This window comes from Ignavibacteria bacterium (assembly GCA_016707005.1).
GTDB lineage: Bacteria > Bacteroidota > Ignavibacteria > Kapaibacteriales > Kapaibacteriaceae > UBA10438.
The window spans coordinates 1-25,428 of sequence record JADJIQ010000003.1 but is presented as its reverse complement, the minus strand read 5'-3'; the positions used below and the strand labels follow the sequence as shown (position 1 = coordinate 25,428).

Sequence of the window (25,428 nt, the reverse complement as noted above, 5' to 3'; positions counted from 1 at the left end):
AACCGGATTCAAACGAGTCAGCAGCAGTTGCAGTGTATTGTTCGTGTGCAAAACCTGGCGATCTTCTGAATGCAATCTTGATAAACGATGCGTCCGGTACTTCCCGGCGCTCTGATAGATCTCAGTGTCCCATCGAGATGTTGGAAATGACAGTGACGCATTTCTTGAATCCAAGCAATTCGACATCGGGCCATATGCAGTCCAGCCCGCCAAGAAGGGACGCGGGACCCATCGATGTATAGATGGAGCAAAAGAGCCTGCTCCCAGTATCGTAATGCACAATCCGTGATACGGTCCGAGGATTGTGTCTTTTTTCGCAGAGGTCCAGTAGTGCGGGCCTGCAGTCAACTAAAGCTTCTTCATCGGAATACAGGGCGTGGTTTCCTTTCTTTACCCGTCCATCATCCGGAGAACGCTACCCACTCTCCGTCCTGATTGTTGTCTACGGCGAATTCCCCTTGATTTGACCTGCCCAGTCTCATAAAAATGTTGTCCAAAATGCCTACGCGTCTATAATCATCGAACCCGCCCTCAAGCATTATGCAGCACCCGGAGATCGCATACTCTTGGTATATATAGTCCAAAAAGTATTGCCTCGGTAGTATGTTTCTGCGCGCTTCAAGAGAACCTGATTCTCTATACACTTCCACCATCCCATCCGCACTGCTCGTTTACCAATACGAATCAGTCTGCCCTTCCGGTACACAGAACCACTTCGGTAGTGATCCAAAAGGGGCCTGACTCTTCTCCATCTGTGTAGGTGACAAATCTATAGTAGGGGGGCTGTCATGAGGGAATCTGTACTCTCCTCCAGACTACGGGTTAGCCAGATCTTCCAGGCCCCTTGACGACTACGATCGTTCTTGACGCTCTCCAGCTTCTGCGCGAGCTATCCCACGACAAGGAGGCTTCCCGATGACACCAAAGTGACGATAAATTTGATTATCACCACTCGCCCTTATCTATCAAAACAGATCTACCAACTTAACTATCGACAAGAGCTGCTGATACCCGATCTGGGATAGTCAACGGCCCAAGTGTTTTCAGCCGAGTTGTCTGGTTGTTCACTTGAGGCCTACTCCAACGGTGTTCCATTCAGATCGGCACCGTAAGGCAGTAGAGTCGGCCTTCGGGTGTTGCGTTGTCGTAGAGAAGATCTGAGCTGCCGAAACCTTTTGCACGGTCTGCAGGGACCTTGAGTCGGCTTGCCGTTGCATCTGCCCGACGTTGAGATAGCTTCTGATTGTATTCGGCTTCACCCGAACGGTCTGTGTGACCTTCCACAGTTACGGTCGAGTTGGCAGCGATCCGCCTTGATGACGGCGATGATCCGTTCATGCATCCGTGAATTCAGATTCGTTGAATCCGAAGATGATGAGGAGTGAACTTCGATACGCTTGTCCTTGGTGGACGACCTGCTTAACATCGATCTCGCTACCGACAGTGTCTCTCGTTGCCCGTCCTTGTCTACAACCTTGATCGTGTACCGAATTGGCTCATCAGAAGCAGGAACGATCCCAATTCACTGCCAAGATTCCAATCCAACGAAGATTCGACATCTGAACCTGATCCGCGAATGTCTTGAGATCCTTGTTGCCCTGACGTGCTATGATGTCCCAGCGTTGTACACCTGCCTCTGAACGTATGTTCTGATTGAACCGCACGATAGGCGCACTGAAGTGCGTTGTGTCGGTAAAGAACAATGGTTCCAGGATCGACTTGTCATTTGCAACGATCTCCACGCGACGGTTCTCTTCAATGCCGTCCTGTGATGCAGTGTTCGACGGAACTCGGGGAGGTTGCGCTCTTTTTACGGTCAGACGATGGGGAGATTCCCATCATCAACGAAGTACTTTAACATTCTCTGCGCGTGATCTCGACAACGCTGTATTGCCCTTCTCACCTCCGGTGTTGTTGCTGCAAACTCCGATCAAGGTGAGGCTGGCTGAAGGCGTACTCCGAGCTTAAGTCCAACGATGTTCAACATCTGATAGTAGATCGGCATGGTGCCAGCCCCATTCAGACTCTTGATGTCGAATGCATCAGCTTCTGCTCCGGAGAACTGACGGTAACGCGCAGGGATCGTTGAGCTCGAATCGTCGAAGAACACATAGTTCAACAACGCATAGAGATTCGTGGACACAATATTCGTCACCGTGATGACGCTGTCCTTGATCTTCTGTCCGCTTGCATCGATCAGATCAACGCTGATCCCGCTCACAGCTAGAACCGGCAAGACCGGTGGCGGTGGCGGTGGTGGAGTGTGGTGGTGGTGGCGGTGGCGGTGGTGGCGGTGTTGGTGTGATCCACGTGTTCCATTGCACAGACACACCGGCACGTATTGAACCCATGCCCCAATCTTGACTTGATTGCAGGCTGGTGAGACCGAGTGTGTAGGTGAGTTCCGGGACGATGGACATGGACTTGTCAGACTTCATCGGAAGTTCATACCGTATCCCCAGAACTACTCCCGCAAAGAACGATGCGGCATCAGGAATGGATCCGCTGTAGACAAATCGTGTCTTCTGACCGTTTTCAAAGGTTGCATCAGATGGCGACTCGATCCGCTCCTCCTGATCAAACGAGGTAGTCAGCCCAAAACCGATGGATGGTCCGATCATCGCGCTGAGATCACCAGCCACCCGCAATTGGAGAAGGGGCTCTATGGTCGCCAAACAAACGAGACGTGTTCAGCGTGTGAACGAACGTTCCTTGTACCTCTGATCCATCAGTGTTGATCAGTGTATTCTCGGTTGCAGTGAGAGTTCCCCCTGCACCCATGAGTCCAACGCGTCCAAGCAGGCTCAACGATGGTGAGAACACATGATCGTAGAGTCCACCAACAGAGAACCCAAACCCTGTTCCGGTACTATACGTTGGGCAGCAACTAGGGATCCCTGGGAGCCCCTTGATATCTGCTGAATGCATGTTCAGACCAACACTGCCATATGCACCTACAGACCGTTCACGGTAAGGTGTTGAGTCGAATGGGACATCTGCTTGTTGGGCAGCCGTCTCACAAACAATGATCGAACAGAGTGCGCAAAGAAGAAGCGCTGATGTGTAGTTCATGCGCCTCTCACTTGCTGATCATGAATGGAAGGGAGAAGAGCTCGTTGGGCGTCATGAGTACGAGGTAGTACGAACCGGAAGCAACGTTGCTGACGTTCATGTCCACATCGCGGTTGCCCGGCATCGCGTCACCTTCATCAAACACGGTGGCGATCTCCCGGCCAATTGCGTCGATGAGGATCATGCGCGTTGGACCACGCTCGATGAGAACGGTCTTGATGGTTGCTGCGGAGCGCACCGGCATTGGTGAAACACCCGTGATCCCAGCAGATGGACCACGTTTGATGAGGCGAACTGTGTCCCCGTCCTTGCAGATTCCCAGTGCTTGAAACACACCATCCCGCTTGTCGGTAATGATCGATGATGCTCCCACCCACCAACGCTATCAAGGATCAGATCCGTGCGTTCAGCATTACCCAATGTGACAAGAAAAGGGATCTCCGCCAACACGGCTACACTGTCTCTGCACGGTGCCTGTGATCGTGGAGGACAAATCATCACCGTCTCGTTCACAAGGGAAGGGGCTTTTGTTGACGAGTACTGTTGCATTGTATCGCAGCTTGATAATGAAGCCGCGGTCCATAAGGTAAACGAGTCCTTTCGACGAGTGTAAGAAGGATCTGCACAGAAGTTGTGGATCCGATCTCGCCTCTCTATTCGGTACAGCCACTGTGGTGCCACCGGTTGAACTCCGATACCAGAATCCAATGTTGTGCTTGGACGATCCAGACGCAACACGTCCGGTAGACGTTTGTCCAACGGTACCTCGAAGCGCAGATGTGGATGTAGTGACACGCGCACCTCCGCTACCAACCACGCTTCGTTGAAGCTGTTGGGCGTGCATCGGGAGTGATGCACAGAGCAGAAGGATGGCACATATGAAGGAGTGCAACCCTCTTCGGTTAAATATCATTGTTGCACCAGCGACACATTGAATGTCACATTGGCTTGGTCGAGAGCTCCACCTGTTGCATTGAATACACGAAGGCGCACAAATCCGGCGGCACTGACACGAGCACTTGCGATAACGAGTCCATCGAGGAGTTCTGCATCCGGGGAAACAGAAACAACATCTCCAACGACCGCTCCGGCTACCGGGAGATCGATATTTGCGGCGGCTCCTGCGCCGATGTTTGGCGGATCAACAGCAACAGTAAAGCGTTAGGATGGACCGGGCCGTGGTCGAGTTTACAATGTTGCGAAACGTTGCGCCATTCTCGGAAACTTGGAAACGGTTGAGTCCATTATCGAAGTAGAGTTGTCCCTGGCCGGCTGTTGGCGTTACCCATCCGCCCTGGGAGTATCCTGTAAGGATGAGTGCTCCTGTGGCGCGTATCGAAGCCCCCTGACCGTTCAGACCATGGAAGAGAAACTCTCCGCGACCATTCTGTGAGAACGCATGATATCCGAGGAAGCCCCAATACTGATTATCATGAGAGAATCGTAGTCTCACCAGATCTTGAGAGTTCCCGGTGTTGTTTGAGTAGAGATCTAGATGCTGTTCAAAATTGTTCGCGCCGGCTTGGTCCGTTGCGTTCTTGTAGAGCACCAATCTTGCGCTTAGCACGCCTGTAGCGTCCGTGTTGAAGCGCCCAAGTTCATTGTATACTCCGCCGCCAAAGTGGCCAAACGAAATGTCGTCGTTCAGCTCTCCGGCGTGGATCTGCAAGGTGCTTGCAGCAATGGTGAATCCATACGTAGAACCTGTTCCGCTGTTATGCCACAGACTGATCTTTTGACCGACGTTGTTTGCAAAAGAGAGGGGGGCTTGAGGATTTGTGTTGTTGATGCCGACCTTTGCTGACGTTGCAGCCCGTTTACACCGGCAGTTGCTCCGAGGACAAGCACATCGTTGCCTGAGGCATACGCACGTTGTCCAATGGCAGTTGAGTTGGAGACACCGGCAGGCACTTGAGCATTATAGCCAATAAGGGTATTGCCGGCTTCAGTGACGATCGCATTACCGGCGTTTGCGCCTATGAGTGTGTTCTGTGATGCTGACGAAACATTCTGTCCGGCATAGGCACCGAGTGCGGTATTGTTGCTTCCGTCTGCAAGATCATTCACGGCGAGAATACCAATACCAGTATTGTTGTTCCCTGTGGTCAAGAGGAAGGCTGCAAAAGCACCCATAAAGGTATTGTTACTTCCAGTTGTTAGCCTAGCTTGGCTTCGCCAGAGGCCGTTCCAACGTAGGTGTTTCCGTCGCCCGTTGTGTTGTAACGTGCGGATCGAGTACCAACAGCTGTATTCCAGTTTCCGTCCACTTCGGGACGTACCCGCACCTGTTCCAACAAATGTCCCAAAGAACCCAGTGTTCGTTGTATTGGTAGTGTTTCCAACAAAGACGTTATCTCCGCCGCCGGAAGGACCTCTCGAGAGGAATGTTTCGCCGCCGATGCGGTATGAATTGGCGTTCTGGATATTGATGTTACCGGTTGCATTCAATGCTGTTGCTGTGCCTGTTCCTTTGCCGTTGCAACAAGAGTGAGTGCAGTTGCATTGAGATTGCCGGCTGCACCAGCAGATGACGTGATCACAGCGCCACTGGCAGCTGCATCCGGCGCAGCTGCAGCGTAAGCAACGTTGAAGAGAAAGTTGGTACGCGGTGCTAGCGGTTGCCTGAGCTGACGATGTATTGTAGAGCAGACCTGTTGAGCCATTGAGCAGAGGAGTAAATGCCGATCCATTCTCGGAGACAAGGAACTTCTGCTGAGCATTATCAAAGTAAATCTGACCTTGTGCTGTTGTTGGTGAGCCATCCTCCCGGAGTGTAGGCGTTGAGGATGAGTCCTCCGGAGGCATGAAGTGTGGCTCCGCCGTTATTGAGACTCTCAAAGACATACTCCCTCTTCCATTCGTGGAGAACGCATGGTAGCCGATGTAACCCCAGTATTGGCTCGATTGATGAAAAACGAATCCGATTCATGTTCTGGGCGTTGCTGGTGTTGATTGAAAACAACTCGAGATGTTGTTCAAACGGCGAGGCAACAGGAGTCGCATCCTTCATCAATTGAAATCGAGGAACAAAGCTGGCGGCTTCATTATTCATGCGTGCCACTTCAGAATACGTGCCATTGTGCATGTTGCCGAATGAGATGTCGTCGTAGTTGAATCCTGCGTGGATCTGCAGTGTAGATCCTGCCATTGAGAATCCATAGGTTGAACCTGAGACATCGTCACGCCACAAGCTGATCTTTGGTCCAATGAGATTTGTGAACGAGAGCGGATAGGCTGGAGCAGGATTGCTGATACCAACTCGGGCGTTGGTTGTGTCGTAGAACAGATTACTGTTCCCACCGAGTGATGTTGGTGTTCTCCACCATGCGATCTGTTGGGCTGAACCGTTTCCGCTTAGAGTGCCAGCTGTTTGCCACGATGTATTTGTTCCGTCCGTTACAAGTGTCCGGCCGGCATTTCCTGTTTGCGTAGGAAGAAGATTGTTCAATGCTGCGTTCGCTGTGGCCGCACCCGTTCCACCTCGATTGATAGCGAGAGTGCCGGTTGTTGATCCATCGTTAATTGCTGTGATGATGTTCGTGCCGGCCCCTGCAGCAACTGTTGGATTCGGATAGGTACTGCGAGATCACCGCCGGCAGCGCCGCCCGGTGGTACACCTACAATAGGAATATTCGTTGCTGTAGTGATACGACCTGCAGCATCCACGCTGATCTGGCTTACGCTTGTAGCTGTGCCATATGAACCGACAGAGACTCCGGTGTTGCTCATCTTCTGTGATGTAACGGCGCCATCAGCGAGTTTCAGCGTCGTAACGGCGTTGTTCAGGATGGCCGGATTAGGATATGTTCCCGTAAGGTCTCCGCCGGCAACACCGCCAGGTGGTACACCAACGATAGGAACGTTCGTTGCTGTAGTGATCCGTCCGGCTGCATCCACGCTGATCTGGCTTACGCTCGTAGCTGTGCCATACGAACCAACCGAGACGCCGGTGTTGCTCATCTTCTGCGAGGTAACGGCACCGTCTGCAAGCTTCGGCGTTGTCACAGAAGCATCAGCAAGTTTGATCGTTGTTACCGATCCGTCTGCAAGCTTCGATGCAGTAACAGCACCATCAGCGATCTTCAGTGTTGTAACTGCGTCGTTCGTGATCGACGGATTAGGATATGTACCCGTAAGGTCACCGCCGGCAGCACCGCCTGGTGGTACACCTAGGCCAGGAACGTTCGTTGCTGTAGTGATCCGTCCGGCTGCATCCACGCTGATCTGACTTACGCTTGTTGCTGTGCCATAGGACCCAGCCGTGACGCCGGTGTTGCTCATCTTTTGCGACGTAACGGCACCGTCTGCAAGCTTCGGCGTTGTCACAGAAGCATCAGCAAGTTTTAGCGTCGTGACGGAAGCATCAGCAAGCTTGATCGTTGGTAACAGAAGCATCGGCAAGCTTCGATGTTGTCACAGCGCCATCAACGAGCTTTGGCGTTGTCACAGAGCCATCTGCGATCTTCAATGTCGTAACAACGTCGTTCGCGATCGTTGGATTAGGATATGTTCCCGTAAGGTCTCCGCCGGCAGCACCGCCAGGTGGTACACCAACGATAGGAACGTTCGTTGCTGTAGTGATCCGTCCGGCTGCATCCACGCTGATCTGGCTTACGCTCGTAGCTGTGCCATACGAACCAACCGAGACGCCGGTGTTGCTCATCTTCTGCGAGGTAACGGCACCGTCTGCAAGCTTCGGCGTTGTCACAGAAGCATCAGCAAGTTTGATCGTTGTTACCGATCCGTCTGCAAGCTTCGATGTAGTAACAGCGCCATCAACAAGTTTCGGTGTTGTAACAGCGCCATCAGCGATCTTCAGTGTTGTAACTGCGTCGTTCGTGATCGACGGATTAGGATATGTACCCGTAAGGTCTCCGCCGGCAGCACCGCCAGGTGGTACACCAACGATAGGAACGTTCGTTGCTGTAGTGATCCGTCCGGCTGCATCCACGCTGATCTGACTTACGCTTGTTGCTGTGCCATAGGACCCAGCCGTGACGCCGGTGTTGCTCATCTTCAGTGATGTAACAGCACCATCAAGTAGCTTCGGTGTTGTAACAGCGCCATCAGCGATCTTGAGTGTCGTAACGGCGTTGTTTGCAATGGTTGGGTTCGGATACGTGCCTGTGAGGTCACCGCCAGCACTACCGCCCGGTGGTACACCTACGATCGGAACGTTCGCAGCCGTGGTGATCCGTCCGGCGGCATCAACAGTGATCTGACTGACGCTTGTTGCCGTTCCAAAGGAACCAGCCGTGACGCCGGTGTTGCTCATCTTCTGTGACGTAACAACGTTGTTGGCGATGGTTGGATTCGGGTACAGTCCCGTGAGGTCGCCACCCGCAGTGCCGCCCGGTGGAACACCAATGATGGAGAGGTTCTGTGCAACCGTTACGCGTCCGGCGGCATCAACGGAGAATTGTCCAACGGATGTCTGCGATCCGTAGAGTCCCGGGGTAACACCGGTATTGCTCATCTTCTGCGACGTTACGGCGCCATCAGTGATCTTCACTGTTGTAACAGCGTTGTCGGCAAGCTTGAATGTCGTAACGCTCAGGTCAACGAGCTGTAGGGTCGTGATCGAACCATCAGCGATCTTCGACGTCGTCACAGCGCCGTCAGCGATCTTCACCGTTGTCACACTGACGAACCAAGCTTCGGCGTTGTGATCGCGGAGTCACGAACCGATGGATTGGGATAGGTGCCGACTAGATCACCACCGGCAGCGCCGCCAGGAAGTGTCCCGGCAATTGTGACGTTACCCGCCTGAGTGAGTCGTCCGGATGGATCGACGGTGAACGTTGCTACTTCTGTTGTCGACCCGTATGATCCGGCACCAACACCGGTTGCATTGAGCTTCTGCGTGGTAACAGCACCATCGGCGAGCTTCGTGGTTCCAACAGAACCATCTACGATCTTCGATGACGTCACTGAACCATCGGCCAGTTTGGAGTTGGTAACAGCAGCATCCGCCAGTTTCGATGTTGTCACGTTTCCGTCTGCGATCTTCGACGTCGTTATCGCATCATCAGTGAGCTTCGGTGTAGTGATCGATCCATCGGCAAGCTTTGGCGTTGTGATCGCCCCATCGGTGACTTTTGGTGTGGTGATAGCACCATCGGCGATCTTCGCGGTCGTCACTGCACCATCTCTGATCTGTGGGTCGGGATAGGTGCCGGTAAGGTCGCCTCCGGCCGCACCACTTGGAGGAACAGTGATTCCCGGACCAAGCTTCGCTTGAGTGATCGAGCCGTCATTGATGCCGATCGTAGTGTTTGGCCCTGACGGAGACGTGATGCCGATCGTTCCATCAGTATTTGTGAGCGTCTTGATACCATCATCGGTGGAGGTAATGGTGATCGTTTGTCCTGTGGCGCTTACCGTGGTAGCCCCTGACCCTGGATCGATACAATACCCTGCAATCCGTTCAATGACAGAACCGCACCGGTGGCGCTTGGATCGAGGGGATGTGGCTGTTGTCGCAGTCAGTGCTCTTTGCGCTGTTAGAGCATAGGAGCTGACGCCAGTCCAATGCGAGGCGCATACTCAGGATTTCCCTGAAGCGTGATCCCCAAATAATAGGGTCTGTCAAAGGAAAGGGTAAGGGGCGTAACAGATCCCAACGTAACGTCGAACACTCCCTGCAACGTTGTGGTGTTCTGCACCTCAGTCCAGAGTGCCGTTCCTCCAGTCGGAGCATCGTAGATCGCAAACGTTAACGTTTGCTGTCCGTCCGCTACCGGATCGTTGGCGGCTGTTGTTAAAAGACCTTGGTAGGAGATCGTTCGCGGTATCTGAGCTACGGCAGTTCCAACTAGGAGAAATGCGACGATTACGGCAAACGTACGACGGAAGAAGTATGATACTTCCATGATGATCCCTCATAGATTTACAGGGCTCTGCCCCTATGGCGGCCCAGATTTAGACGGCAAACCTAGCCTTGTACGTAGAATAACGCAACCAAATGACCGAACAATAATATCGGAGAGGTGTGTCCGAAATGTGACTTTGGTCATATATGCTTAGGTGAACCCCCGAAGTTGCATTCAGTGATTCAACCTAGGAGGACTCAATGGAACGCAAACAGATAGCCATCATTGGCACGAACTTCGCCGGATATACCGCTGCGATCGAACTCAAGGAACTCGTAGGCGACAACTACGATGTAACGGTGATCGCCAATACCCACAAGTTTCTCTTCTTCCCTTCGCTCATATGGTATCCGTTCGGACTCCGCGAAGAAAAGGATATCACGTTCGATGTGCGCCCTATCTACAAGGCCCACAACATCAATTTCATCGAGGCGGAAGTGGAACGGTTCGACCTCGATGCCAACCTTGTCATGATCATGGACCATGAACCGTGAGATATGATTACATCATGATCGGTACCGGTCCAAAGGTGGACTATGACTACATCCCCGGACTCCGAGAGCACTCTCACTCAATCGTTGGTCTGGGCGTAGCTCAAAAGACTCGCGAAGCGTGGACGAAATTCCTCAAAGACCCGGGTCCGATCGTGATAGCCTCTGCTCAGGGGCTGCATGTTTCGGCGCAGCATATGAGTTCCTCTTCAACACGCGCTATCAAGTGGCAAAGAACCACATCAAGGACAAGGCACCGATCACGTACATCACCGCGGAGCCGTTCGCCGCACACTTCGGGATCGGTGGCTTCGGCAATGCACAGAAGATGTGCGAATGGATGTTCAACATGTATCACATCGACTATAAGCTCAATTCCGTCATCAAGGAAGCATACGCGCCGACGGAGTGGAACTGCAGAATGGAGAGTTCTATCCATCGAAGTTCACCATGATCATGCCTCGCTTCCTCGGTGTTGATGCTGTTCGCAATACGCCGGGACTTGCAAATGCAAACGGATTCATCGAGGTGGACGATACCTATCAACATCCAACGTATAAGAATGTCCTTGCTGCCCGTGTTGCTGTCCACATCCAGCCCCCTATCGACACTGAAGTTCCATGCGGTGTTCCAAAGACCGGCTGGCCAACAGAACAAATGGCAAAGACCGCTGTGAAGAACATCGTTGCGGATATCAAGGGGCTTCCACTGAAGGCTGAGAAGTTCGATGACATGGCCGCGTATTGCATCATGGACACCGGAAACATGGGTATGATGATTGTGGGCGACCACATGCTGAGCCCTCGCGAGCATTCCTTTATCATCCCTGGTCCGGAAGCCCATTGGGCAAAACTGGCCTTTGAGAAATACTTCCTGTGGAGCCGCCGTCACGCCCATGGAGAGGTTTGTGACTCCGTCACAGAATCAAAGGCCAGCTCCCTCCTACATTCGTACTTGTAACTAGTAACCACAGGAAACAAATGCTCAACTTTCTCAAAAACATGATGGGTGGAGGCAGCGATGACGTTGCCGAAGCACTTCGTAATGGCGCAATTGTCATCGATGTGCGCACACCTGCTGAATTCAGTGGCGGCCACGTTGCCGGCTCAAAGAATGTTCCTCTGAACGAACTGCCGAACAAGCTTGGTTCAATGCCAACGTCGAAGCCGATCGTCTTCTGCTGTGCATCGGGCGGACGTAGTGGCTCAGCCACTGGTCTGGCCTCGTCAAAGGGCTACAAGGCCTTCAATGGAGGTCCGTGGACGTCCGTGAATCGTTTGATGGCAGAACTACAGGAGACCAAATGATGCGTTCCATCATGCGGATTCTGCCGGTGATGCTTCTTGGTGCAGTTCTCTTCACGTCCACTGCATGTGGACAAACGAGGAAGAATGTAAACGTAACGGGAAGCCAAGACAATGATCGATAAAGGCGGTGTAGTGGTCTGGATGTTCGCACGCCCGACGAATATCGTGCCGGACATCTCAAGGACGCAAAGCTGGCCAATGTGAACGATGCCGGCTTCGATGCAAACATCGCCAAGCTCGATAAGAACAAACCGGTAGTGGTCTACGGTGCTGTTGGCGGACGAAGCGCACGCGCGTCGGACATCATGGTGCAGAAGGGCTTCAAAAACGTCTACAACGTCTCAGGCGGTTACAATGCCGGGTCCTCCGCGGGCTTGGCAACTACAACGAAGTAATCACAGTCTTCACCGTGGTTGACGTGCTCACACGGATGATGTAGACGCCATGTGCAACATGTATGAGGTCGATCGGGACAGTGAACTGGCCTGATCGACCTCGTTCTTTGTGGTGTTTGATCGTTCGCCCTTGCATCGACAAGACATCAATCGTCACGTCATCATCGTGCCGAAGGCTCATATCGATCTCAACACCGGATGAGGTGACGCGCACGCTCGCCGCCTGCGATCCCGGTTCAAAGAGCCGATTCCCATTCTCATCGCAGATTCCGAGAACTCGATAAACGCCGTTCTCAAGTTTTAGATCGCGGTCGAGAGGAGCCCTTGCTCATCGAACCAAATAAATCGGTCGATGCTTACGATGGTTGAATCAACACGTCCAAGGACAATGGTGGCAGGCAATGTGCCGATCACCGAATCTGCGCCCGACCATGTGCCGCGCATGATCACCTTGCCACTGGCCGTGCGTTCGCCTGCCTGTGCAACCACTACAGATGGTTCAAACGTCAACTCGGCTTCGTAGCCAAGGGTAGCACCACCTTGCAACATCCCATTCACACCCCGCATCTCAAGAGTAAAGGGGCGCCTGTCTCCGGGATATCCCGAATCACTGCGCAGACCGATCACCGGACCAATACCAGTTCCGAGTACGGTAACGTCATAGGTTCCGAGTCCATCGTCAGTCTCTACTTCGAGGAGGGTGGAGACGCGACCGATGAAGGACGGTGTAAAACGAAGGACCAACCGAATGCTGTCGCCCGGGCAACCGCCGTGAACGGGGCCGCACATGTCACACCAGCTCCCTTCCACGATCCGGAATGGCATCACTGGCCCATCCAACAGACACATGCGTTGGATCTGCGTTGGGGTGGCCGACACGCTTCTCAGCACCACCACGGCTGAATCGAATGTTTCACCGATGAGATGTGCCTATATCGATACGCTGACGCACAAAGGCCAACGTCGGCTCTACACCAACTCCGGTGATGTCGAACCGCGCCGTATCGCGGCCAACGTAGATCTCACAGAATGCTGTGCGTGTTCCAAGTCCTGACGGAGTGAAGGTGATCTCTCCTCGGGATAGGGAAGGGGCTCCAAGTGTACCGGGAATGTTCTCGATGGTCACTCTATAGTCCGTGGCATTAGCACCGAGAATTCGGATCGAGTCGGCCCGCAGCTTGAACGCTGTTACGTTGCTCACCAGGTCTACCACTGTTGAGTCCTTCCGCTGCGCAACACGTACTCTACCCATGTCAACATTCCGAGCAGTTGCTCGCGGCCACACGATGGAGAAGAGTGTATCGGAAACATCAGAGATGGTTGTTGGACCTGGACGGACTAAAACTGCGCACGATCCCTGCGCCGAAGACAGAAGATGTTGCATGCATCACTGTCGCGCCGGCAAATCGTCCATGAGAAGGGGCGTATTTGGATCCTAGTGAAGCACCAACACCATAGAGCGGAGTAAGAGAGGATGCATCAAAGATCTGGACGGGTTTCTGTTCTGGTGCTCTGAACGATCACCACCTGGGTTCCAAGAGGTGAGACGGAAACTTCGTTGGCCGGTGCATCGAGATCTGTTTGCAACACAACATTACGAGTTGGTACATCGATGAGTGAGAGGTTGTTCCCACTCGCTGCATAGAGCAACGTCCCATTCGGATGCCATGCAATGCTGGTGATGGTACGATCGATGATATTGTTCACAGGGATAGGGGGCGGAACCATACCTGTTACCATGTCGATTGTACGGATGCTAGCATTGGGCTCAACGATGGAAAGCAAGGATGCTGACAACGGATCGGGTGAAACGTAGGAAGTTGTGATGGACCCGCTCCAGCCAAGTGCGATCACATCGTCGTATCGCGCTACGCAGCGTCCCGGACGATCATAGTGTCTCAGCGGTGTAAGACCTGATGTGCTTGGTATTGTTGAATACATTTCACCGTCCGCACACGCAGCAAGGATGAGACTGATGTTGGTGTTATCATTCCCGAATGCAACGTCAACGATCGGCGAGTTTGATGCCGATACTTGAAGAGGAATGGTTGTGGCTGTACCGTTCAATGGGTCCACGGTATAGACCATTCCGTTGATCGTGCCAACGGCGATCTTGTGATGTGAATGATGTACGTCGATCGAGCGTATGGCATCCGACCCGAGAGAGAATTGCCAGATATTCGAACCGTCGGATGAGAGGATACAGCGCGTGATCCCATCTCTTGTGGCTACGATGATGGAGTCTGAACCGATACATCGCATCGTAACAATGGGTGAACTAAGGGAAACAACAACTCGTTGTTGTGCACCTGTTGCATGGTTCCATTGAATGATCCGCCCATCGTCGCCGGCAGTATAACACGAGGTGCCGTTGCCCGCGAACTGTACTCGTACGTACCGGTGAGCCGTGGTTCAGTGTTCGAACCGTAAGCACATCTTCATGAACAGCACATGTGCCATCAACGGAGCCGGTAAGTACTCTCGAGGGTTCGGATGGATCGCCCACTACGTCGCAGATGGTGTCCGTGTGTGGGTTGCCAAACGGCATCGATGCGTGCATAGCCCCTTGACCCACGTGCGAAGAATCCATAGGCAGTGCCGATGGCGATCGAACCACTCCAGGCTGTGGCCGGACCTACAGCCATTACATCAAGCGCTGTACATTCATATGCAAAGGCAAGAAGGGAGTCGGGAAGGGGCGGAGCACTTGACGTAACACGCGCAAGACAACGATCACTCGTTACACGCGGTATCGGTGCCCACGGAACCTGGGTGCCAACAACACCACGTGCAACAGGTATCCATGTCGCGCCGTAGTCGATCGTAACATCCACGTCTACCGGACGTGTAGTATCGCCGCTGACCCAGGTGATCACAGTGTCCGAGCCTGCAAGGAATGTCTCCTTCCCGTTGGGGTCTATGACATCAATATCGTACACACCGGGCGATGTAGACCGAGACACGCGGATCACCGGCATCTCCCATTCACACGCGGGGTCTACGAGTGTGAGTCGCGTACCGATAAGCCCCCTACCATCCGACGTATAGGTAACGGTGAGATCGATGAAGGATCCCTCCGTAAGAGTAAATGATGAAGGGGAAACTGTGAATGCGGGATCTGGTGAGAGGACGTTAACGATGGTGGCCGGGGCTCTGCGGGCTGTTACGCGGACGATGGCAGTTCCCGTTGAGCCGGACGGAAGTGTTGTGAAGCGGACTACGTCGGGAGACACGGTGAGCTGACGTTCTTCGAACCACTGCGATGGGTAGTCAATGGAGACGGTATCCACCCCACGCACACCATACGTGATGCGCCGAACATCCGCTGCAGGACACAACGGCCATGCATCCTACTATAACGGTGCAAGGCTCCGCGCCTTGAATGGTGGTTGCAAGTGAGGCGGCGAGAGTTGCAGCCATGGAGTCCGTTGTCACACCCTCAAACACACCGCCACCGGTTGCGGCGGCGATGGTGCGGAACGACTCAACAATGCCGGTGGTAGAGAGACCTCGCTCAGTCATCACTACCACAAAGAACCGAACGTTGTTTCGTGTACAGATGTCGATGGAGCGTTCAACGTCATCGCTGGACATCGACTCCCAAAACGCATCGGTTACGAGTACTGCGGAACGTGCATTGGAGCCACGGGACGCGATGGTGAGAATTCCGTCATCTGGGTCCAGCAAGTGTTTGACGAAATCGTTTCCGCCTCGCGGTACTACAGAGCTGATCACATCCACCAGTCGTTGCTTGTTTGTTGTATAGTCAACAAGCGTCCGAGGGGCATCATCGCAAACTTGAAGCGCCACATCGGACGGAGGCATTGTTGTGCCACGCACGAGTGCAGTACTGAAGCTGCGGGCAAGGATCATTACTTCGGGCGGTAGGTCCCGCGACATTGAGTTGGAGATGTCGATGCTCAATGCGATGGATGCCGGACGTATCTCTACCGGCTGTGGGCAGTTCAAGCGGAGGTTCTGAACCGCTACACCCTCTTCCCATACCCGAAGGTCGGCAAGCGTAGGCCGAAGTGTTCCTGCCTGCGGCATCCGTGACCAAAAGTTTGGCCTCCATCGCAGGCCATGGTCCAACCTTCAATCCAAACGCGTCAACAGACTGCCCACGGGCCGGGGAAGCCAGGGCTATCATGACAAGTGTGATGAGGATGAACCTGAGGCGCACGAGATTTCCGACCGTGGAGGAGGGAGAAAGTTACGGTGTTCGGCCGACTGTGACGAGGTCACATGACGTCTTCGTTTTTCAGCCGTAGTTTACAGTATGGATACCATCCTGAACATCGTGGCTAACGCGTACTCCAGCTACGCGAACTACCTCTGACAGAGATCACCACGCCAAGCTGGCACAACTACTTGGTGGCTCATTGGACTCTCACTGGCCGTTTGGACATTGGAGATCGTGATGCCGTGGAGAAAGGGCAACCCAAGATCCGCAGAGACTTCAGGCTTGACGCGTGGTACATGTTCTTCAATTTCTTCGTGTTCTCCTTATCGGCTATGCAGCAGTATCCGATGTTGTTGTGCACTTCCTGCGCTCCGGTAACGGCCATCACCGGGATCACATCGTTTGAATGGATCGATGTTCGTGCTCTTCCTGGTTGGTCGCAACTGCTGATCCTCTTTGTTGCGCGCGACTTCCTTACAATGGAACGTGCACCGTCTGTTGCATGCTTCGCCACGACTATGGAGTTTCACAAGGTGCATCACAGCGTTGAACAGATGGGCTTTGCTGCACATCTGCGCTACCACTGGATGGAGACCATTGTGTATCGCACCATCGAGTACCTCCCGCTTGCCTTCTTTGGCTTTGGGCTGCAGGACTTCTTTGCCGTCCACATTTTTGCCCTCACGATCGGTCACATCAATCACGCCAACTTCGAGCCGCCGATCGGTCCGCTCAAGTACCTCTTTAACTCACCCCAGATGCACATCTGGCACCACGCCAAAGATCTACCTGCTGGCAGGAAGAGCGTGAACTATGGGATATCGTTGAGCCTGTGGGACTGGTTGTTTGGTCAGGCCTATATACCAGAAAGCGGACGCGACATCCCCCTCGGTTTCGAGGGGGTGGAGTCGTATCCGCATTCTTTTTGGAGTCAACTCGTGGCTCCATTCAAACGATAAGCCCCTTTATCGCGAGAGATCATCAGAGCTGACGAAGCGATGGTTGCCATCTGATACAACGAGGCTATAGACGCCTGTTGGCAGGTGTCCAAGCGACAGGGTGAACGATGATGCTGACGTGGACGTGATCCCGGACAGGCGGCCAACATTGATGCCATCAACATTGTAGACGTTGATCACCGATGAACTCGACATCGTGAATGGTGTTGTCACCGTAACAATATCTGATGCTGGTTGTGGGGAGATGAAGAGTACGTTTGCCGTCTCTTCATCATCGATCGATGTTGTGCCAACGATGATCGTTGCATCATTTGATGTTGAGCTGCCGCATGCTGAGCCGATCACGCAACGGTACTTGCCTTCTTGTGCCTTTGTGAGACCTGTTAGCTCGAGAGAGTCTGAAGTTGCTCCCGATACCACAGAACCATTGTGATTCCATTGATACGTAAGAGCTTCGCCATCTGCCTTCACGCGCAGAGTCACAGATCCGCCATCAGCAACGTTGGCTGATTGCGGCTGGCTGCTAATGATCGGTTGAGCGGAAACGGCGATGATCGCAGTGGTCTGTAGATGCACCACAAGCACTTGTTGCTACGAGGTCGTAGGAACCGCATCAGCGGTTTGGGCTGACGAGATCGTGAGTGTCCGTTGTGTTGCACCAGAGATCGGCGTACCGTTCTTGCGCCACTGATAGGTTGCTGTTGTGCTGACTACCTCCGTGCAAGTGTGATGTTTGAACCAGGGACAGAATGTGCCGGAGCTTGGTTGTGTTGCGTACGTTGGGCGGATTCCACTACGTATGGTGAAGGAGAGAGCGACATATGTCCATTCGTTGAAGAGACCCGAAGTAGAACAGATCCAGAGTCTGACGCTGTGCAGGAACGGTCCACGAATAGGACTTTGTCTTCAATCCAGTGGCAGCCTTCATCCACGTCATGCCCATATCCGTTGAGTAGTCCACGTCATACGTAGACGTAGCCGCAATGTCCTCTGTTAGCCGAGAGACATTCAATGAGAACCAGTACAGAAACGTGGTCTCGGCAGGTGGGTTTCGAAGAAGCGTACTGAACCCCATCGCAACGAAGCCATTCAGATTCGTAGAGGGGGCTTGACCAGGCAATGTGGAAAAGTAGTCGTACCGGCGATGAATACATCACCGCGTGCATCACGGGCCATAGACGTTGGCATATCACCGCCGGTCCATCCAAACACGGTTGAATACAGAACCTCCGACGATGTGATGACTGCCAAGAACCCTTCGTCTGCCCCGTTGGGAAACATTCGTTGTTCCGGAACCGGTCCTGGGGAAGATCCGCTGAGGTTGTCGATCCGGTGATCAGACGTTTCCGGCGGCATCAAACAGCATCTGCCGCATCATCATCGTCACCATTGCTCTCCAAAATAAGAGCAGCTAGTCAGGCTAAGACCATCCTTTGGAACTTAGCCTCGAACATGAAAACATCGGCCCAGTTGTGGGTACAATGCAGCTACCTTCCGGCAGCGGAGGTCTGACGAAAGACCGTACCAATGATGGTGATACGATTATCCTTTGTCTGCGAACGCGACGTGCCTTTCTTTCTCCCTTACCACTGAAGTATGTCGAAAACGTGAGAATGCCTTCTTCTTCAGATGAGAACTTCGCAGCCACGGCATCCGGACGAACTGCCATTCTATTTCTCCTCATGTCGTACGGATTCGAGTCAACATCCTCATAGTGACCGCCAGACTAGTAGTCCTTGATCAGGTACCCATATCCGCGTTTTTACAGGAAACGTCTCAAACTCATTGATCCCGTCCATCCTGCAACAACCGTATTGCCGGCCGTGGGTCTCAATGATCGCCGTGGAAAGCATCATCGCCTAAGCCGGAAACAGGTGAAGCGCTCAATATCTGAACCCGTGCGTTCGATTTTAGGACAAAGGCATCCCAGCCGCCATTCGGTACAAGATCACGAATTACGCCAACGGAGATTCCCGCTGTGGAACGCGTTTGACCGCAGATCAACACGTCGCCGGACAAATTAAGATGTGATGCCTCAAGCGGGCGACTCTTCTTGTTGCCGGGCCAAGTACTTACCAGCGAGGATGGTCTTGAGATCCGCAGAGAAGCGGAACACAAACCCATCAAGGACACCCTGAGAACTTGCTGCCCTTGCCAGCTGACACAGGAGATCCGTGGAATTCGATTCACCGGTTGGCCCAAATGTTCTCCAAGGGGCTTACAGCGATCGATCGAACAGCTTCGTTACTTGTCGCCCGTGATATAGACCAAGCAAGGATCGTCTTGAGGTCCGGTGAAGCAAGCCACAAAACCGTCAGTGCCTGCTTGGCTGATAGGGCGGGCCCCGCCGGATGGGATCTCGATATCAAAATGAATTGGTTGAACTGCCTTACAACCACATTCCCCGCTGCGGTCCAGAACCATTGACGTAACCACTTGCTTGCCGCTACCGTGAATGGCAGTTGCTGATACAATTGGGTCTACTGTGGAGTGCCTCGGCCATTGTGCGATCTGCCAAGACGAACTGGATCTACCGAGCCTTTGCAATTGGCATTACACTGCGCCTCGCGGTCCGGAGTGTTGAATAGGCAGCAAGGCCGCTCATCGAGATCGCCCCAAGGGTGGTTTTGCAGGAGAAACCATCTGCCGTTGTTGTAAGTCCATCGCTGCCCGTCACGCGGAACAACGGTGATGGAAGAGCCGTGCCCGGGTCAACAAGGATGTTGTAACGAACAGCCCATTGTCCCAGACATACTCAACGTGGACACGGGGGCGAACATCACGGACCACTACCGATGATGCTGTGCGAGGGCTGTTGCGACGATCCCTTGCGGAACATGGAGACAGACGGACCTGAAACGGGACGAGTTACGTCCAATGTTGGACGGCCCGTTGCCCGATCACGTCAAAGGTAACTGCCTGATGCTGTCGGGTCCCCGCCGCATTCAGTCCGATCTGGTCAAGGATCATCCCTGTTTTTGTGATCCAAAACCGAGACATTCGACGTTGTAGCACCATAGAGCACAGCAGAAGGCCACTGACCCTGGTTCGCAACGAAACCTTGCAGGTGAGGGATAGTACTTCCGAACAGCGCTACTGGTAACAACGCAATGAGGAATATCAAGCGGAACAGAACCCTCCCGGAGATGAAAGCGCGACATCAGGTCGCACAGACCCCAACCCAATAAGAAGTGGGAATGCCGATTTAGGTTACAGAACCTAGCGAATGTAACTCTTAGGCCAGATCGTCAATGTACTGCGAAACACCCAATCACCTCGTGGAACACCGTGAAGATCATCGGGGCTTTCGAACTCTTATTCATCCTATCCGCGCCGGCTGTACTGGCAATACCGCAGTATACCTCATGAGCGGCAACCGGTGTGCAAACTGCCACGTGAATCAGCAGGGGGCCGGACTGAGGAATGAGCTTGGGTGGTATTCGATGATGGACGAGAGTGTTATCAAACCTGCTTCGGTGGGGCTTGGGGGACTTTATGAGCCCCTTCAACAGACGAATCTGGCCGCAAACGAGACGTTTGCCATTTGTTTTTGACCTGAGAGCCCAATCGTCCAGAAGTATCGATTCAGGCTCCACGCGCAAGACTTTCCCAATGCAGGTGGCGATGCATGCCGCTTGACACCACTCACGGGGGGATATCGATCGAGGGTACAGCAATGCAGGCCCCATCCGGTACGATGGACAAACGTCATGGTCAGCATCCGTGATCGCGCAGCCTACTTCGGATTGGCCCCAACTTCGCAGGTCATTTCCAGCCCCTCAATGGGAATTCGCTACGATGACCACTGATGATGATCCGTCAGATCGCTGGACAACACGGCATATGCTCATCCATTGATCGCCCTGAACTATGCCGAGTATGGTGCTGAGGTAACGCTACGTAACACCAACGTGGCTAAGTCTCTCTGCCGGCGTATTCGACATGATGAACATGGCTAAAGTCAACATCAACGGCCGGCCCGTCACATCGGGAAGCGTTGGGTACAGCGGGCGAGTGGTACTCAGCGACCACAACATTCACGGCGATGACGAATTATACGTTGGTACCTCCGTCCTTGCTTCCAGTTCTATGACCATGACGTCGGTCTTCGCAGGAGTTGGGATTGAAGACCGTGTATCACTCATGGCCGAAGTGCTCATGATGAAATCAACGGGGCTTGCCGATACACGCAATTCCATTATTGCCCTGATGGTTAAGGTTCTCGATGGAGTATACCTAGAAGGTCGAGCTCGAAAAGGCAACCCTAACCTCCCTAGCCCTTCATCATATGAATCAACGGTAACACAATGGGTTATCGGTGCACAGGTCTTCCTTCTCTACCCTTCCTTTGAGATACGGCCAGACTACCGCATCGTGGAGACGGGTTGTCACCACAATTGCTTGATCAATACAAGGCCACTCGCCGGAATGTGCAGATCCACATCTTCTACTCAACACTTTCAACTCAAACCAATCCAAGAGGTCACTATGTCGCTCCCGAAAGCACTGGTTCTTATCGGTCTTGCACTCACCGTCGCAATGGCTTCTGCCAGGATCACAAACTCCATTTCCCTATGGTGACGTTATTCTATTCACGAGACGGACGTCCTGTGGTAAAGGAAGAGTTGGACCCCCTATTCGGTACCACTGTTCGGACCACCTCCTATGAGCCTGGTCAATGGATGGGCTTGCTGGACGTAGCTTCCCATTTGAGCTGCTCCATGGATGGTTTCTAGGTATGGGCTTTCCATTGCCGGTATCGTCCCAGCGCGTAGACGCCGTCATGCTCATGTTGGAGTAGCACGGGTGGCCTCATTGCCCTTGTGGCAACACTTGCTTTCTCAGCTGCAAATGCTGCCACGGATGCAAAGGTCGGTGTTTCAGGTAAGCGATAAGTCAAGCTCAACAATGCTGTTCGTACCAACGAGCTAACATTCGTAAGCAATGCACCACGGAGAAGATCGAAGGTTCTGCCTCAGGCATCGTAGGTGGATTCATGATGGACCCGGCAAATCCTCGAAGCCACATCGGGCACCATCACGGTTACGACGAACACGATGCAGACCGGGATGTCTAAACGAGACGGTCATATGCTCGGCGAGGAATGGCTCGATGCTGAACATCATCCTCGATCACGTGGCGTATGGTTCGCGAACTACGAAACATCTCTCGTGGTGCAAACCGATGGCACAAAGGCAACGATCAAGGCAACTGCCATCGGTGACTTCACCACGCATGGCATTACCAAGGCAACAGGCAACGGTGTCATCACCTACGTGCGCGCAAGTGATGCAAACCAAGGCTCGCGCATCGGGAGACCTCGTGATGCTCGATGCGCGATTCACGGTGCCTTGGAATGACTTCGGCATCAAGGGTCGAAAGAGCTTCAATGACAAAGTGAGTCAATCGATCGAGATCCATGCTTCACTCTTCGGTAACACGGGAGACAAATGATGGGCCTTCCATCATCACAACAGGTCGATCGAAGAGCGTTCCTTAATGTCTCTTCGAAGTGCTGGGATCGGATTGTGTGGCCTGGCACTAACGGCTATCGTTGCCTCGTGCGAGTCCGACAGTAGGATCGTAGCACCTGCACCTACAACTGGTGACAAAGTTGACGTTGATGTAACGACTATTCCGGAACTAGCCATCGTGGGCGGTGCCAGAAGGTATTTGCTCCCTACAACAACGGTCAACCAGTGATCATCATCCGTACAGGTGAGGCAACCTTCGCTGTCTTCAGTGCAGTTTGCACCCACCAGGAACACTTGTGGAACGTTCCTGCGTCGGGCTCTGATCGAATCGTTTGTCCACTCACGAAGAAGAATTCCTCGTCACTACGGGCGAACCTCAAACGGAACGGCCAATTCTCCGCTTCAGAGATTCACTACGTCATATAACACCAACCTCGATCCTTCTGCATTGCATTCCAGGAAGGCTGTAGTTTGCCAACGTGATTAGAGCCTTTTTTGCACTCCTCTTTGAGTATCAATCTGATCGTTGGTACTCAGGCCTCCGTTGCTCAAACATCGGCAGACGGAACATATAGGAGGCCCCGCAGCAGATTATGATGTTTCTGTTGCGGCAAAAAAAACGGCGATGTTTTTTATCGGCATAACATTGTCGTCGGATGTCGCGACTACTTCAGGAGTATACCGGGCCACAGCACTTGCTGGAAGGGACGTGATGCTCGAGAGAAGATCAGCGGCGACAGAACGAATCGCGGCTACCTATCTGGGTACAAGCGCAGACGACCAAGCACTGACGGTGGCTTCAGACCCCGACGGTAGCGTGGTTGTCTTTAGCACAAACCATACTTCATTCCTTCCTCGGCAACAGTTGAGGGTATGACGATGGTGTATCGCATCATTGTGATGCGGATTGATCCGTCGCCTACAACTTTGATCTCGTCACTTCAGATCGTCACTCGAGAAGATCCTCCACGTCAATCATGCCCTGGTACGTAGCGATGGATCCGTAGTAGTTGGCACAACAAAGGAAGAGAAGACCAGATAACACCAACCGCTATGCAGGCAATTGCAGGTGGGGATGAGGATGGATTTCTTGCTTGTCTCGCCTGCGCACCTCCGATCTGTTCAGTATGCTACCGGCGGTGTTATTGATGATGAGATCGTTCGTGTCATTGGGTGATAGGATGATTATGAGTTCGTGCTTGTTGGGTCAACGAAGAGTGCTGACTTTCCCGGAGCAACTACAGCAGAGCGAGACCACAGAGGTGAGCGTGCAGGTTATGTCGATCAGTGGTGGGCTTGTACGTACAACCATGGTCGAAGGCACTGCAGAAGTTCGTCCGATAGATGCGCAAAAGGGTCCATCCGGAAGTGATCGTTGGTGGAGTGACAACCTTCCAGCACGCACCCGCGACCTCAGGCTCGTAATCGCGTCCGACATCCGGATCCTCTGACGGATTTGTGAGTATCGTAGATGCTGCGGCCATGGTCATTGCTTCCACCTATCTCGGTAGTACGAATTCCGATACCGTTCGTTCCTCTGTGTATAGATGGAGAAGGCAATATCTGTATAGCAATTGAAAACATCGGGGTCGCTTGCGACCATTTACTATCGCCAGACAGTCTGGCCTTCAGCGCAACGGACAGTCGTGCTCATTCTTCCTCCAAAGACTTGCGGCACTCGAGATCTGGCAATGTTATGCAGCGGCTCCTGGAATCGATGTACCTCGATGGCTGTCAGTTGGAAACAACCTCGAAACCCTGCTATGCGGACGTCCGTAGAGATCTCCTCCTGCTGGGATGATTTCCCTAACGTGGTACCACTTGCGAGTGCTATGCCTGAATGTTACATGCTGCGCTGGAGCCCCTCTCCCGCGAATATCGATTTCGCCAAAGTTGATTCTCGCCTGATACTGCTTTGGATCGGGCAAACCCTGTAATGTATCAACAGGATCGCCAATGATGTCCAATTAAGAGACGCCACCGTCTCGGTCAATGACCTCGAAAACAGGTGAGGGTGGTAAAAGCCAGCCTCGATAACACCTCCTTATAACAGGTACAAACAACAGGTAAAGACGGGTCGTTGGGTCCCGGAGACCGCAGAATTGCTCCCAGACTCTGTACGTATCGTTGTTGATGGTGATACGTCGTTCGTGCAATCTCTTCGTATATCGATCGATTCCACTGTAGGCCCAAGGCCGACGCGAATTGAGTCTTCTTTGACGGGGATGCGGGAGATATTGAACTCACCACCGCCTGCACTGTTTCAAGATCGATAATTGGGACCCTCTGTCGTCTGCGCGGATAGTGTTGTTGCTGAACCGTCTGGTATGCCCCCTTTATCATCCTTATGCTTTCCAGACAGCATATCGACAGACACATCCTCTATCGACCTTTCCTGTGCGGCAATTGTTGAGGGTGTTGATTCAGCAGATGTTGTCCTGCACTACACTGGAACGCAAAGTAGCGCACGTACGCTGGAATGGAATAGACTCCGGTCAGGCAAGTGTGGTGATCCCGCACCCACCCGCGGATATTTGTACTCCTTGACACGCCCGATACCGTTCAATTACCATTGCAAGAATCGTGGTGATCGTTCTACCACTGTTACAATAGCAGTTGAAGATCTAGTGCCGGACGTGGCGTGGATCATTGGACCGCCAATTTCTGCAACCACC

The 25,428-nt window shown here is 53.1% G+C and carries 38 protein-coding genes and 1 pseudogene; 13 read left to right on the top strand and 26 right to left on the bottom strand.

Going from position 1 to position 25,428, the window contains the following annotated elements:
* Window positions 1-1,095: 1,095 nt before the first annotated feature.
* From IPI29_06620 to IPI29_06555, 14 genes are all read right to left on the bottom strand, one after another.
* Window positions 1,096-1,338 (bottom strand): OmpA family protein, encoded by a 243-nt coding sequence (locus IPI29_06620; protein MBK7412211.1) that lies wholly within the window; start codon window positions 1,336-1,338, stop codon window positions 1,096-1,098.
* Between the two features lie 161 nt (window positions 1,339-1,499).
* Window positions 1,500-1,742 carry a hypothetical protein gene (locus IPI29_06615; GenBank protein MBK7412210.1) on the bottom strand — a complete coding sequence of 81 codons (243 nt, stop codon included), beginning with the start codon at window positions 1,740-1,742 and terminating at the stop codon, window positions 1,500-1,502.
* Window positions 1,743-1,930: 188 nt separating this feature from the next.
* Window positions 1,931-2,221 carry a hypothetical protein gene (locus IPI29_06610; GenBank protein ID MBK7412209.1) on the bottom strand — a complete coding sequence of 97 codons (291 nt, stop codon included), beginning with the start codon at window positions 2,219-2,221 and terminating at the stop codon, window positions 1,931-1,933.
* Entirely contained in the window at window positions 2,202-2,621 is a 420-nt protein-coding gene (locus tag IPI29_06605; protein ID MBK7412208.1) for a hypothetical protein, read from the bottom strand. Before IPI29_06605 ends, IPI29_06610 begins: the two co-directional genes overlap by 20 nt.
* 10 nt (window positions 2,622-2,631) lie before the next feature.
* The gene (locus IPI29_06600; protein MBK7412207.1) at window positions 2,632-3,072 is read right to left on the bottom strand and encodes a hypothetical protein; all 441 of its coding nucleotides are present in this window, start codon (window positions 3,070-3,072) and stop codon (window positions 2,632-2,634) included.
* Between the two features lie 7 nt (window positions 3,073-3,079).
* Window positions 3,080-3,445: a hypothetical protein gene (locus tag IPI29_06595; GenBank protein MBK7412206.1), complete on the bottom strand. Its 366-nt coding sequence runs from the start codon at window positions 3,443-3,445 to the stop codon at window positions 3,080-3,082.
* Between the two features lie 39 nt (window positions 3,446-3,484).
* Window positions 3,485-3,964, bottom strand: a complete 480-nt coding sequence (locus tag IPI29_06590; GenBank protein ID MBK7412205.1) for a hypothetical protein — start codon at window positions 3,962-3,964, stop codon at window positions 3,485-3,487.
* A 249-nt stretch (window positions 3,965-4,213) separates the two neighbouring features.
* Window positions 4,214-4,741 (bottom strand): hypothetical protein, encoded by a 528-nt coding sequence (locus IPI29_06585; protein ID MBK7412204.1) that lies wholly within the window; start codon window positions 4,739-4,741, stop codon window positions 4,214-4,216.
* Window positions 4,717-5,520 carry a hypothetical protein gene (locus IPI29_06580; protein MBK7412203.1) on the bottom strand — a complete coding sequence of 268 codons (804 nt, stop codon included), beginning with the start codon at window positions 5,518-5,520 and terminating at the stop codon, window positions 4,717-4,719. The genes IPI29_06585 and IPI29_06580 overlap by 25 nt, the downstream gene beginning before the upstream one ends.
* The gene (locus IPI29_06575; protein MBK7412202.1) at window positions 5,517-5,762 is read right to left on the bottom strand and encodes a hypothetical protein; all 246 of its coding nucleotides are present in this window, start codon (window positions 5,760-5,762) and stop codon (window positions 5,517-5,519) included. Before IPI29_06575 ends, IPI29_06580 begins: the two co-directional genes overlap by 4 nt.
* 32 nt (window positions 5,763-5,794) lie before the next feature.
* Window positions 5,795-6,520, bottom strand: a complete 726-nt coding sequence (locus IPI29_06570) for a hypothetical protein (GenBank protein ID MBK7412201.1) — start codon at window positions 6,518-6,520, stop codon at window positions 5,795-5,797.
* On the bottom strand, window positions 6,517-7,467 hold the full coding sequence (locus IPI29_06565; protein ID MBK7412200.1) for a hypothetical protein: 951 nt from the start codon (window positions 7,465-7,467) through the stop codon (window positions 6,517-6,519). Before IPI29_06565 ends, IPI29_06570 begins: the two co-directional genes overlap by 4 nt.
* Complete coding sequence (locus IPI29_06560) at window positions 7,436-8,704, bottom strand: hypothetical protein (protein ID MBK7412199.1); 1,269 nt, start codon at window positions 8,702-8,704, stop codon at window positions 7,436-7,438. Before IPI29_06560 ends, IPI29_06565 begins: the two co-directional genes overlap by 32 nt.
* A gap of 5 nt (window positions 8,705-8,709) precedes the next feature.
* Window positions 8,710-9,213, bottom strand: coding sequence for a hypothetical protein (locus tag IPI29_06555; protein MBK7412198.1), 504 nt, complete (start codon window positions 9,211-9,213; stop codon window positions 8,710-8,712).
* Between the two features lie 100 nt (window positions 9,214-9,313).
* On the opposite strand from IPI29_06555, the gene IPI29_06550 reads away from it, so the two are divergent.
* A complete protein-coding gene (locus tag IPI29_06550; GenBank protein ID MBK7412197.1) occupies window positions 9,314-9,586 on the top strand; it encodes a hypothetical protein in 273 nt (90 codons plus the stop codon).
* Here the strand turns inward: IPI29_06550 and IPI29_06545 are convergent.
* Window positions 9,576-9,944 (bottom strand): hypothetical protein, encoded by a 369-nt coding sequence (locus tag IPI29_06545; GenBank protein MBK7412196.1) that lies wholly within the window; start codon window positions 9,942-9,944, stop codon window positions 9,576-9,578. The genes IPI29_06550 and IPI29_06545 overlap by 11 nt on opposite strands.
* Window positions 9,945-10,144: 200 nt before the next feature.
* Between IPI29_06545 and IPI29_06540 the strand changes: the two genes are divergently transcribed.
* The 5 genes from IPI29_06540 (at window position 10,145) to IPI29_06520 (ending at window position 12,137) form a co-directional block, all read left to right on the top strand.
* A complete protein-coding gene (locus IPI29_06540) occupies window positions 10,145-10,438 on the top strand; it encodes a hypothetical protein (protein MBK7412195.1) in 294 nt (97 codons plus the stop codon).
* 118 nt (window positions 10,439-10,556) lie between these two features.
* Window positions 10,557-10,889, top strand: a complete 333-nt coding sequence (locus tag IPI29_06535) for a hypothetical protein (protein ID MBK7412194.1) — start codon at window positions 10,557-10,559, stop codon at window positions 10,887-10,889.
* Window positions 10,886-11,395: a hypothetical protein gene (locus IPI29_06530; GenBank protein MBK7412193.1), complete on the top strand. Its 510-nt coding sequence runs from the start codon at window positions 10,886-10,888 to the stop codon at window positions 11,393-11,395. The genes IPI29_06535 and IPI29_06530 overlap by 4 nt, the downstream gene beginning before the upstream one ends.
* A 20-nt stretch (window positions 11,396-11,415) precedes the next feature.
* Window positions 11,416-11,742: a rhodanese-like domain-containing protein gene (locus IPI29_06525; protein ID MBK7412192.1), complete on the top strand. Its 327-nt coding sequence runs from the start codon at window positions 11,416-11,418 to the stop codon at window positions 11,740-11,742.
* Between the two features lie 137 nt (window positions 11,743-11,879).
* A complete protein-coding gene (locus IPI29_06520; GenBank protein MBK7412191.1) occupies window positions 11,880-12,137 on the top strand; it encodes a rhodanese-like domain-containing protein in 258 nt (85 codons plus the stop codon).
* Here IPI29_06520 and IPI29_06515 read toward each other — a convergent pair.
* The 6 genes from IPI29_06515 to IPI29_06490 all read right to left on the bottom strand — a co-directional run bounded on the left by IPI29_06515 (window position 12,124) and on the right by IPI29_06490 (window position 16,187).
* The gene (locus IPI29_06515; protein MBK7412190.1) at window positions 12,124-12,351 is read right to left on the bottom strand and encodes a T9SS type A sorting domain-containing protein; all 228 of its coding nucleotides are present in this window, start codon (window positions 12,349-12,351) and stop codon (window positions 12,124-12,126) included. The two genes, IPI29_06520 and IPI29_06515, sit on opposite strands and share 14 nt — an antisense overlap.
* 86 nt (window positions 12,352-12,437) lie before the next feature.
* Window positions 12,438-13,016, bottom strand: coding sequence for a hypothetical protein (locus IPI29_06510; GenBank protein MBK7412189.1), 579 nt, complete (start codon window positions 13,014-13,016; stop codon window positions 12,438-12,440).
* 34 nt (window positions 13,017-13,050) lie between these two features.
* A complete protein-coding gene (locus tag IPI29_06505; GenBank protein MBK7412188.1) occupies window positions 13,051-13,521 on the bottom strand; it encodes a hypothetical protein in 471 nt (156 codons plus the stop codon).
* A gap of 95 nt (window positions 13,522-13,616) precedes the next feature.
* Window positions 13,617-14,471 carry a hypothetical protein gene (locus IPI29_06500; GenBank protein ID MBK7412187.1) on the bottom strand — a complete coding sequence of 285 codons (855 nt, stop codon included), beginning with the start codon at window positions 14,469-14,471 and terminating at the stop codon, window positions 13,617-13,619.
* 125 nt (window positions 14,472-14,596) lie between these two features.
* On the bottom strand, window positions 14,597-15,475 hold the full coding sequence (locus IPI29_06495) for a hypothetical protein (GenBank protein ID MBK7412186.1): 879 nt from the start codon (window positions 15,473-15,475) through the stop codon (window positions 14,597-14,599).
* The gene (locus IPI29_06490; protein MBK7412185.1) at window positions 15,408-16,187 is read right to left on the bottom strand and encodes a VWA domain-containing protein; all 780 of its coding nucleotides are present in this window, start codon (window positions 16,185-16,187) and stop codon (window positions 15,408-15,410) included. The genes IPI29_06495 and IPI29_06490 overlap by 68 nt, the downstream gene beginning before the upstream one ends.
* Before the next feature lie 229 nt (window positions 16,188-16,416).
* On the opposite strand from IPI29_06490, the pseudogene IPI29_06485 reads away from it, so the two are divergent.
* Window positions 16,417-17,279, top strand: a pseudogene (locus IPI29_06485) (sterol desaturase family protein).
* 6 nt (window positions 17,280-17,285) lie between these two features.
* Here IPI29_06485 and IPI29_06480 read toward each other — a convergent pair.
* From IPI29_06480 to IPI29_06460, 5 genes are all read right to left on the bottom strand, one after another.
* Window positions 17,286-17,858, bottom strand: a complete 573-nt coding sequence (locus tag IPI29_06480; GenBank protein MBK7412184.1) for an immunoglobulin domain-containing protein — start codon at window positions 17,856-17,858, stop codon at window positions 17,286-17,288.
* 214 nt (window positions 17,859-18,072) lie between these two features.
* Window positions 18,073-18,399, bottom strand: a complete 327-nt coding sequence (locus IPI29_06475; protein MBK7412183.1) for a hypothetical protein — start codon at window positions 18,397-18,399, stop codon at window positions 18,073-18,075.
* Entirely contained in the window at window positions 18,369-18,635 is a 267-nt protein-coding gene (locus IPI29_06470; protein ID MBK7412182.1) for a hypothetical protein, read from the bottom strand. The genes IPI29_06475 and IPI29_06470 overlap by 31 nt, the downstream gene beginning before the upstream one ends.
* Before the next feature lie 830 nt (window positions 18,636-19,465).
* Complete coding sequence (locus IPI29_06465) at window positions 19,466-19,753, bottom strand: hypothetical protein (protein ID MBK7412181.1); 288 nt, start codon at window positions 19,751-19,753, stop codon at window positions 19,466-19,468.
* A gap of 56 nt (window positions 19,754-19,809) precedes the next feature.
* Window positions 19,810-19,965, bottom strand: coding sequence for a hypothetical protein (locus IPI29_06460; protein ID MBK7412180.1), 156 nt, complete (start codon window positions 19,963-19,965; stop codon window positions 19,810-19,812).
* A gap of 592 nt (window positions 19,966-20,557) precedes the next feature.
* On the opposite strand from IPI29_06460, the gene IPI29_06455 reads away from it, so the two are divergent.
* From IPI29_06455 to IPI29_06430, 6 genes are all read left to right on the top strand, one after another.
* Entirely contained in the window at window positions 20,558-20,833 is a 276-nt protein-coding gene (locus IPI29_06455) for a hypothetical protein (GenBank protein MBK7412179.1), read from the top strand.
* A 397-nt stretch (window positions 20,834-21,230) separates the two neighbouring features.
* Window positions 21,231-21,860: a hypothetical protein gene (locus IPI29_06450; protein MBK7412178.1), complete on the top strand. Its 630-nt coding sequence runs from the start codon at window positions 21,231-21,233 to the stop codon at window positions 21,858-21,860.
* Between the two features lie 476 nt (window positions 21,861-22,336).
* Window positions 22,337-22,639 carry a hypothetical protein gene (locus IPI29_06445; protein MBK7412177.1) on the top strand — a complete coding sequence of 101 codons (303 nt, stop codon included), beginning with the start codon at window positions 22,337-22,339 and terminating at the stop codon, window positions 22,637-22,639.
* A gap of 139 nt (window positions 22,640-22,778) precedes the next feature.
* Window positions 22,779-22,982: a hypothetical protein gene (locus tag IPI29_06440; GenBank protein MBK7412176.1), complete on the top strand. Its 204-nt coding sequence runs from the start codon at window positions 22,779-22,781 to the stop codon at window positions 22,980-22,982.
* 958 nt (window positions 22,983-23,940) lie between these two features.
* Window positions 23,941-24,204, top strand: coding sequence for a hypothetical protein (locus IPI29_06435; GenBank protein MBK7412175.1), 264 nt, complete (start codon window positions 23,941-23,943; stop codon window positions 24,202-24,204).
* A 142-nt stretch (window positions 24,205-24,346) separates the two neighbouring features.
* Window positions 24,347-24,532: a hypothetical protein gene (locus tag IPI29_06430; protein ID MBK7412174.1), complete on the top strand. Its 186-nt coding sequence runs from the start codon at window positions 24,347-24,349 to the stop codon at window positions 24,530-24,532.
* Window positions 24,533-25,428: the final 896 nt, after the last annotated feature.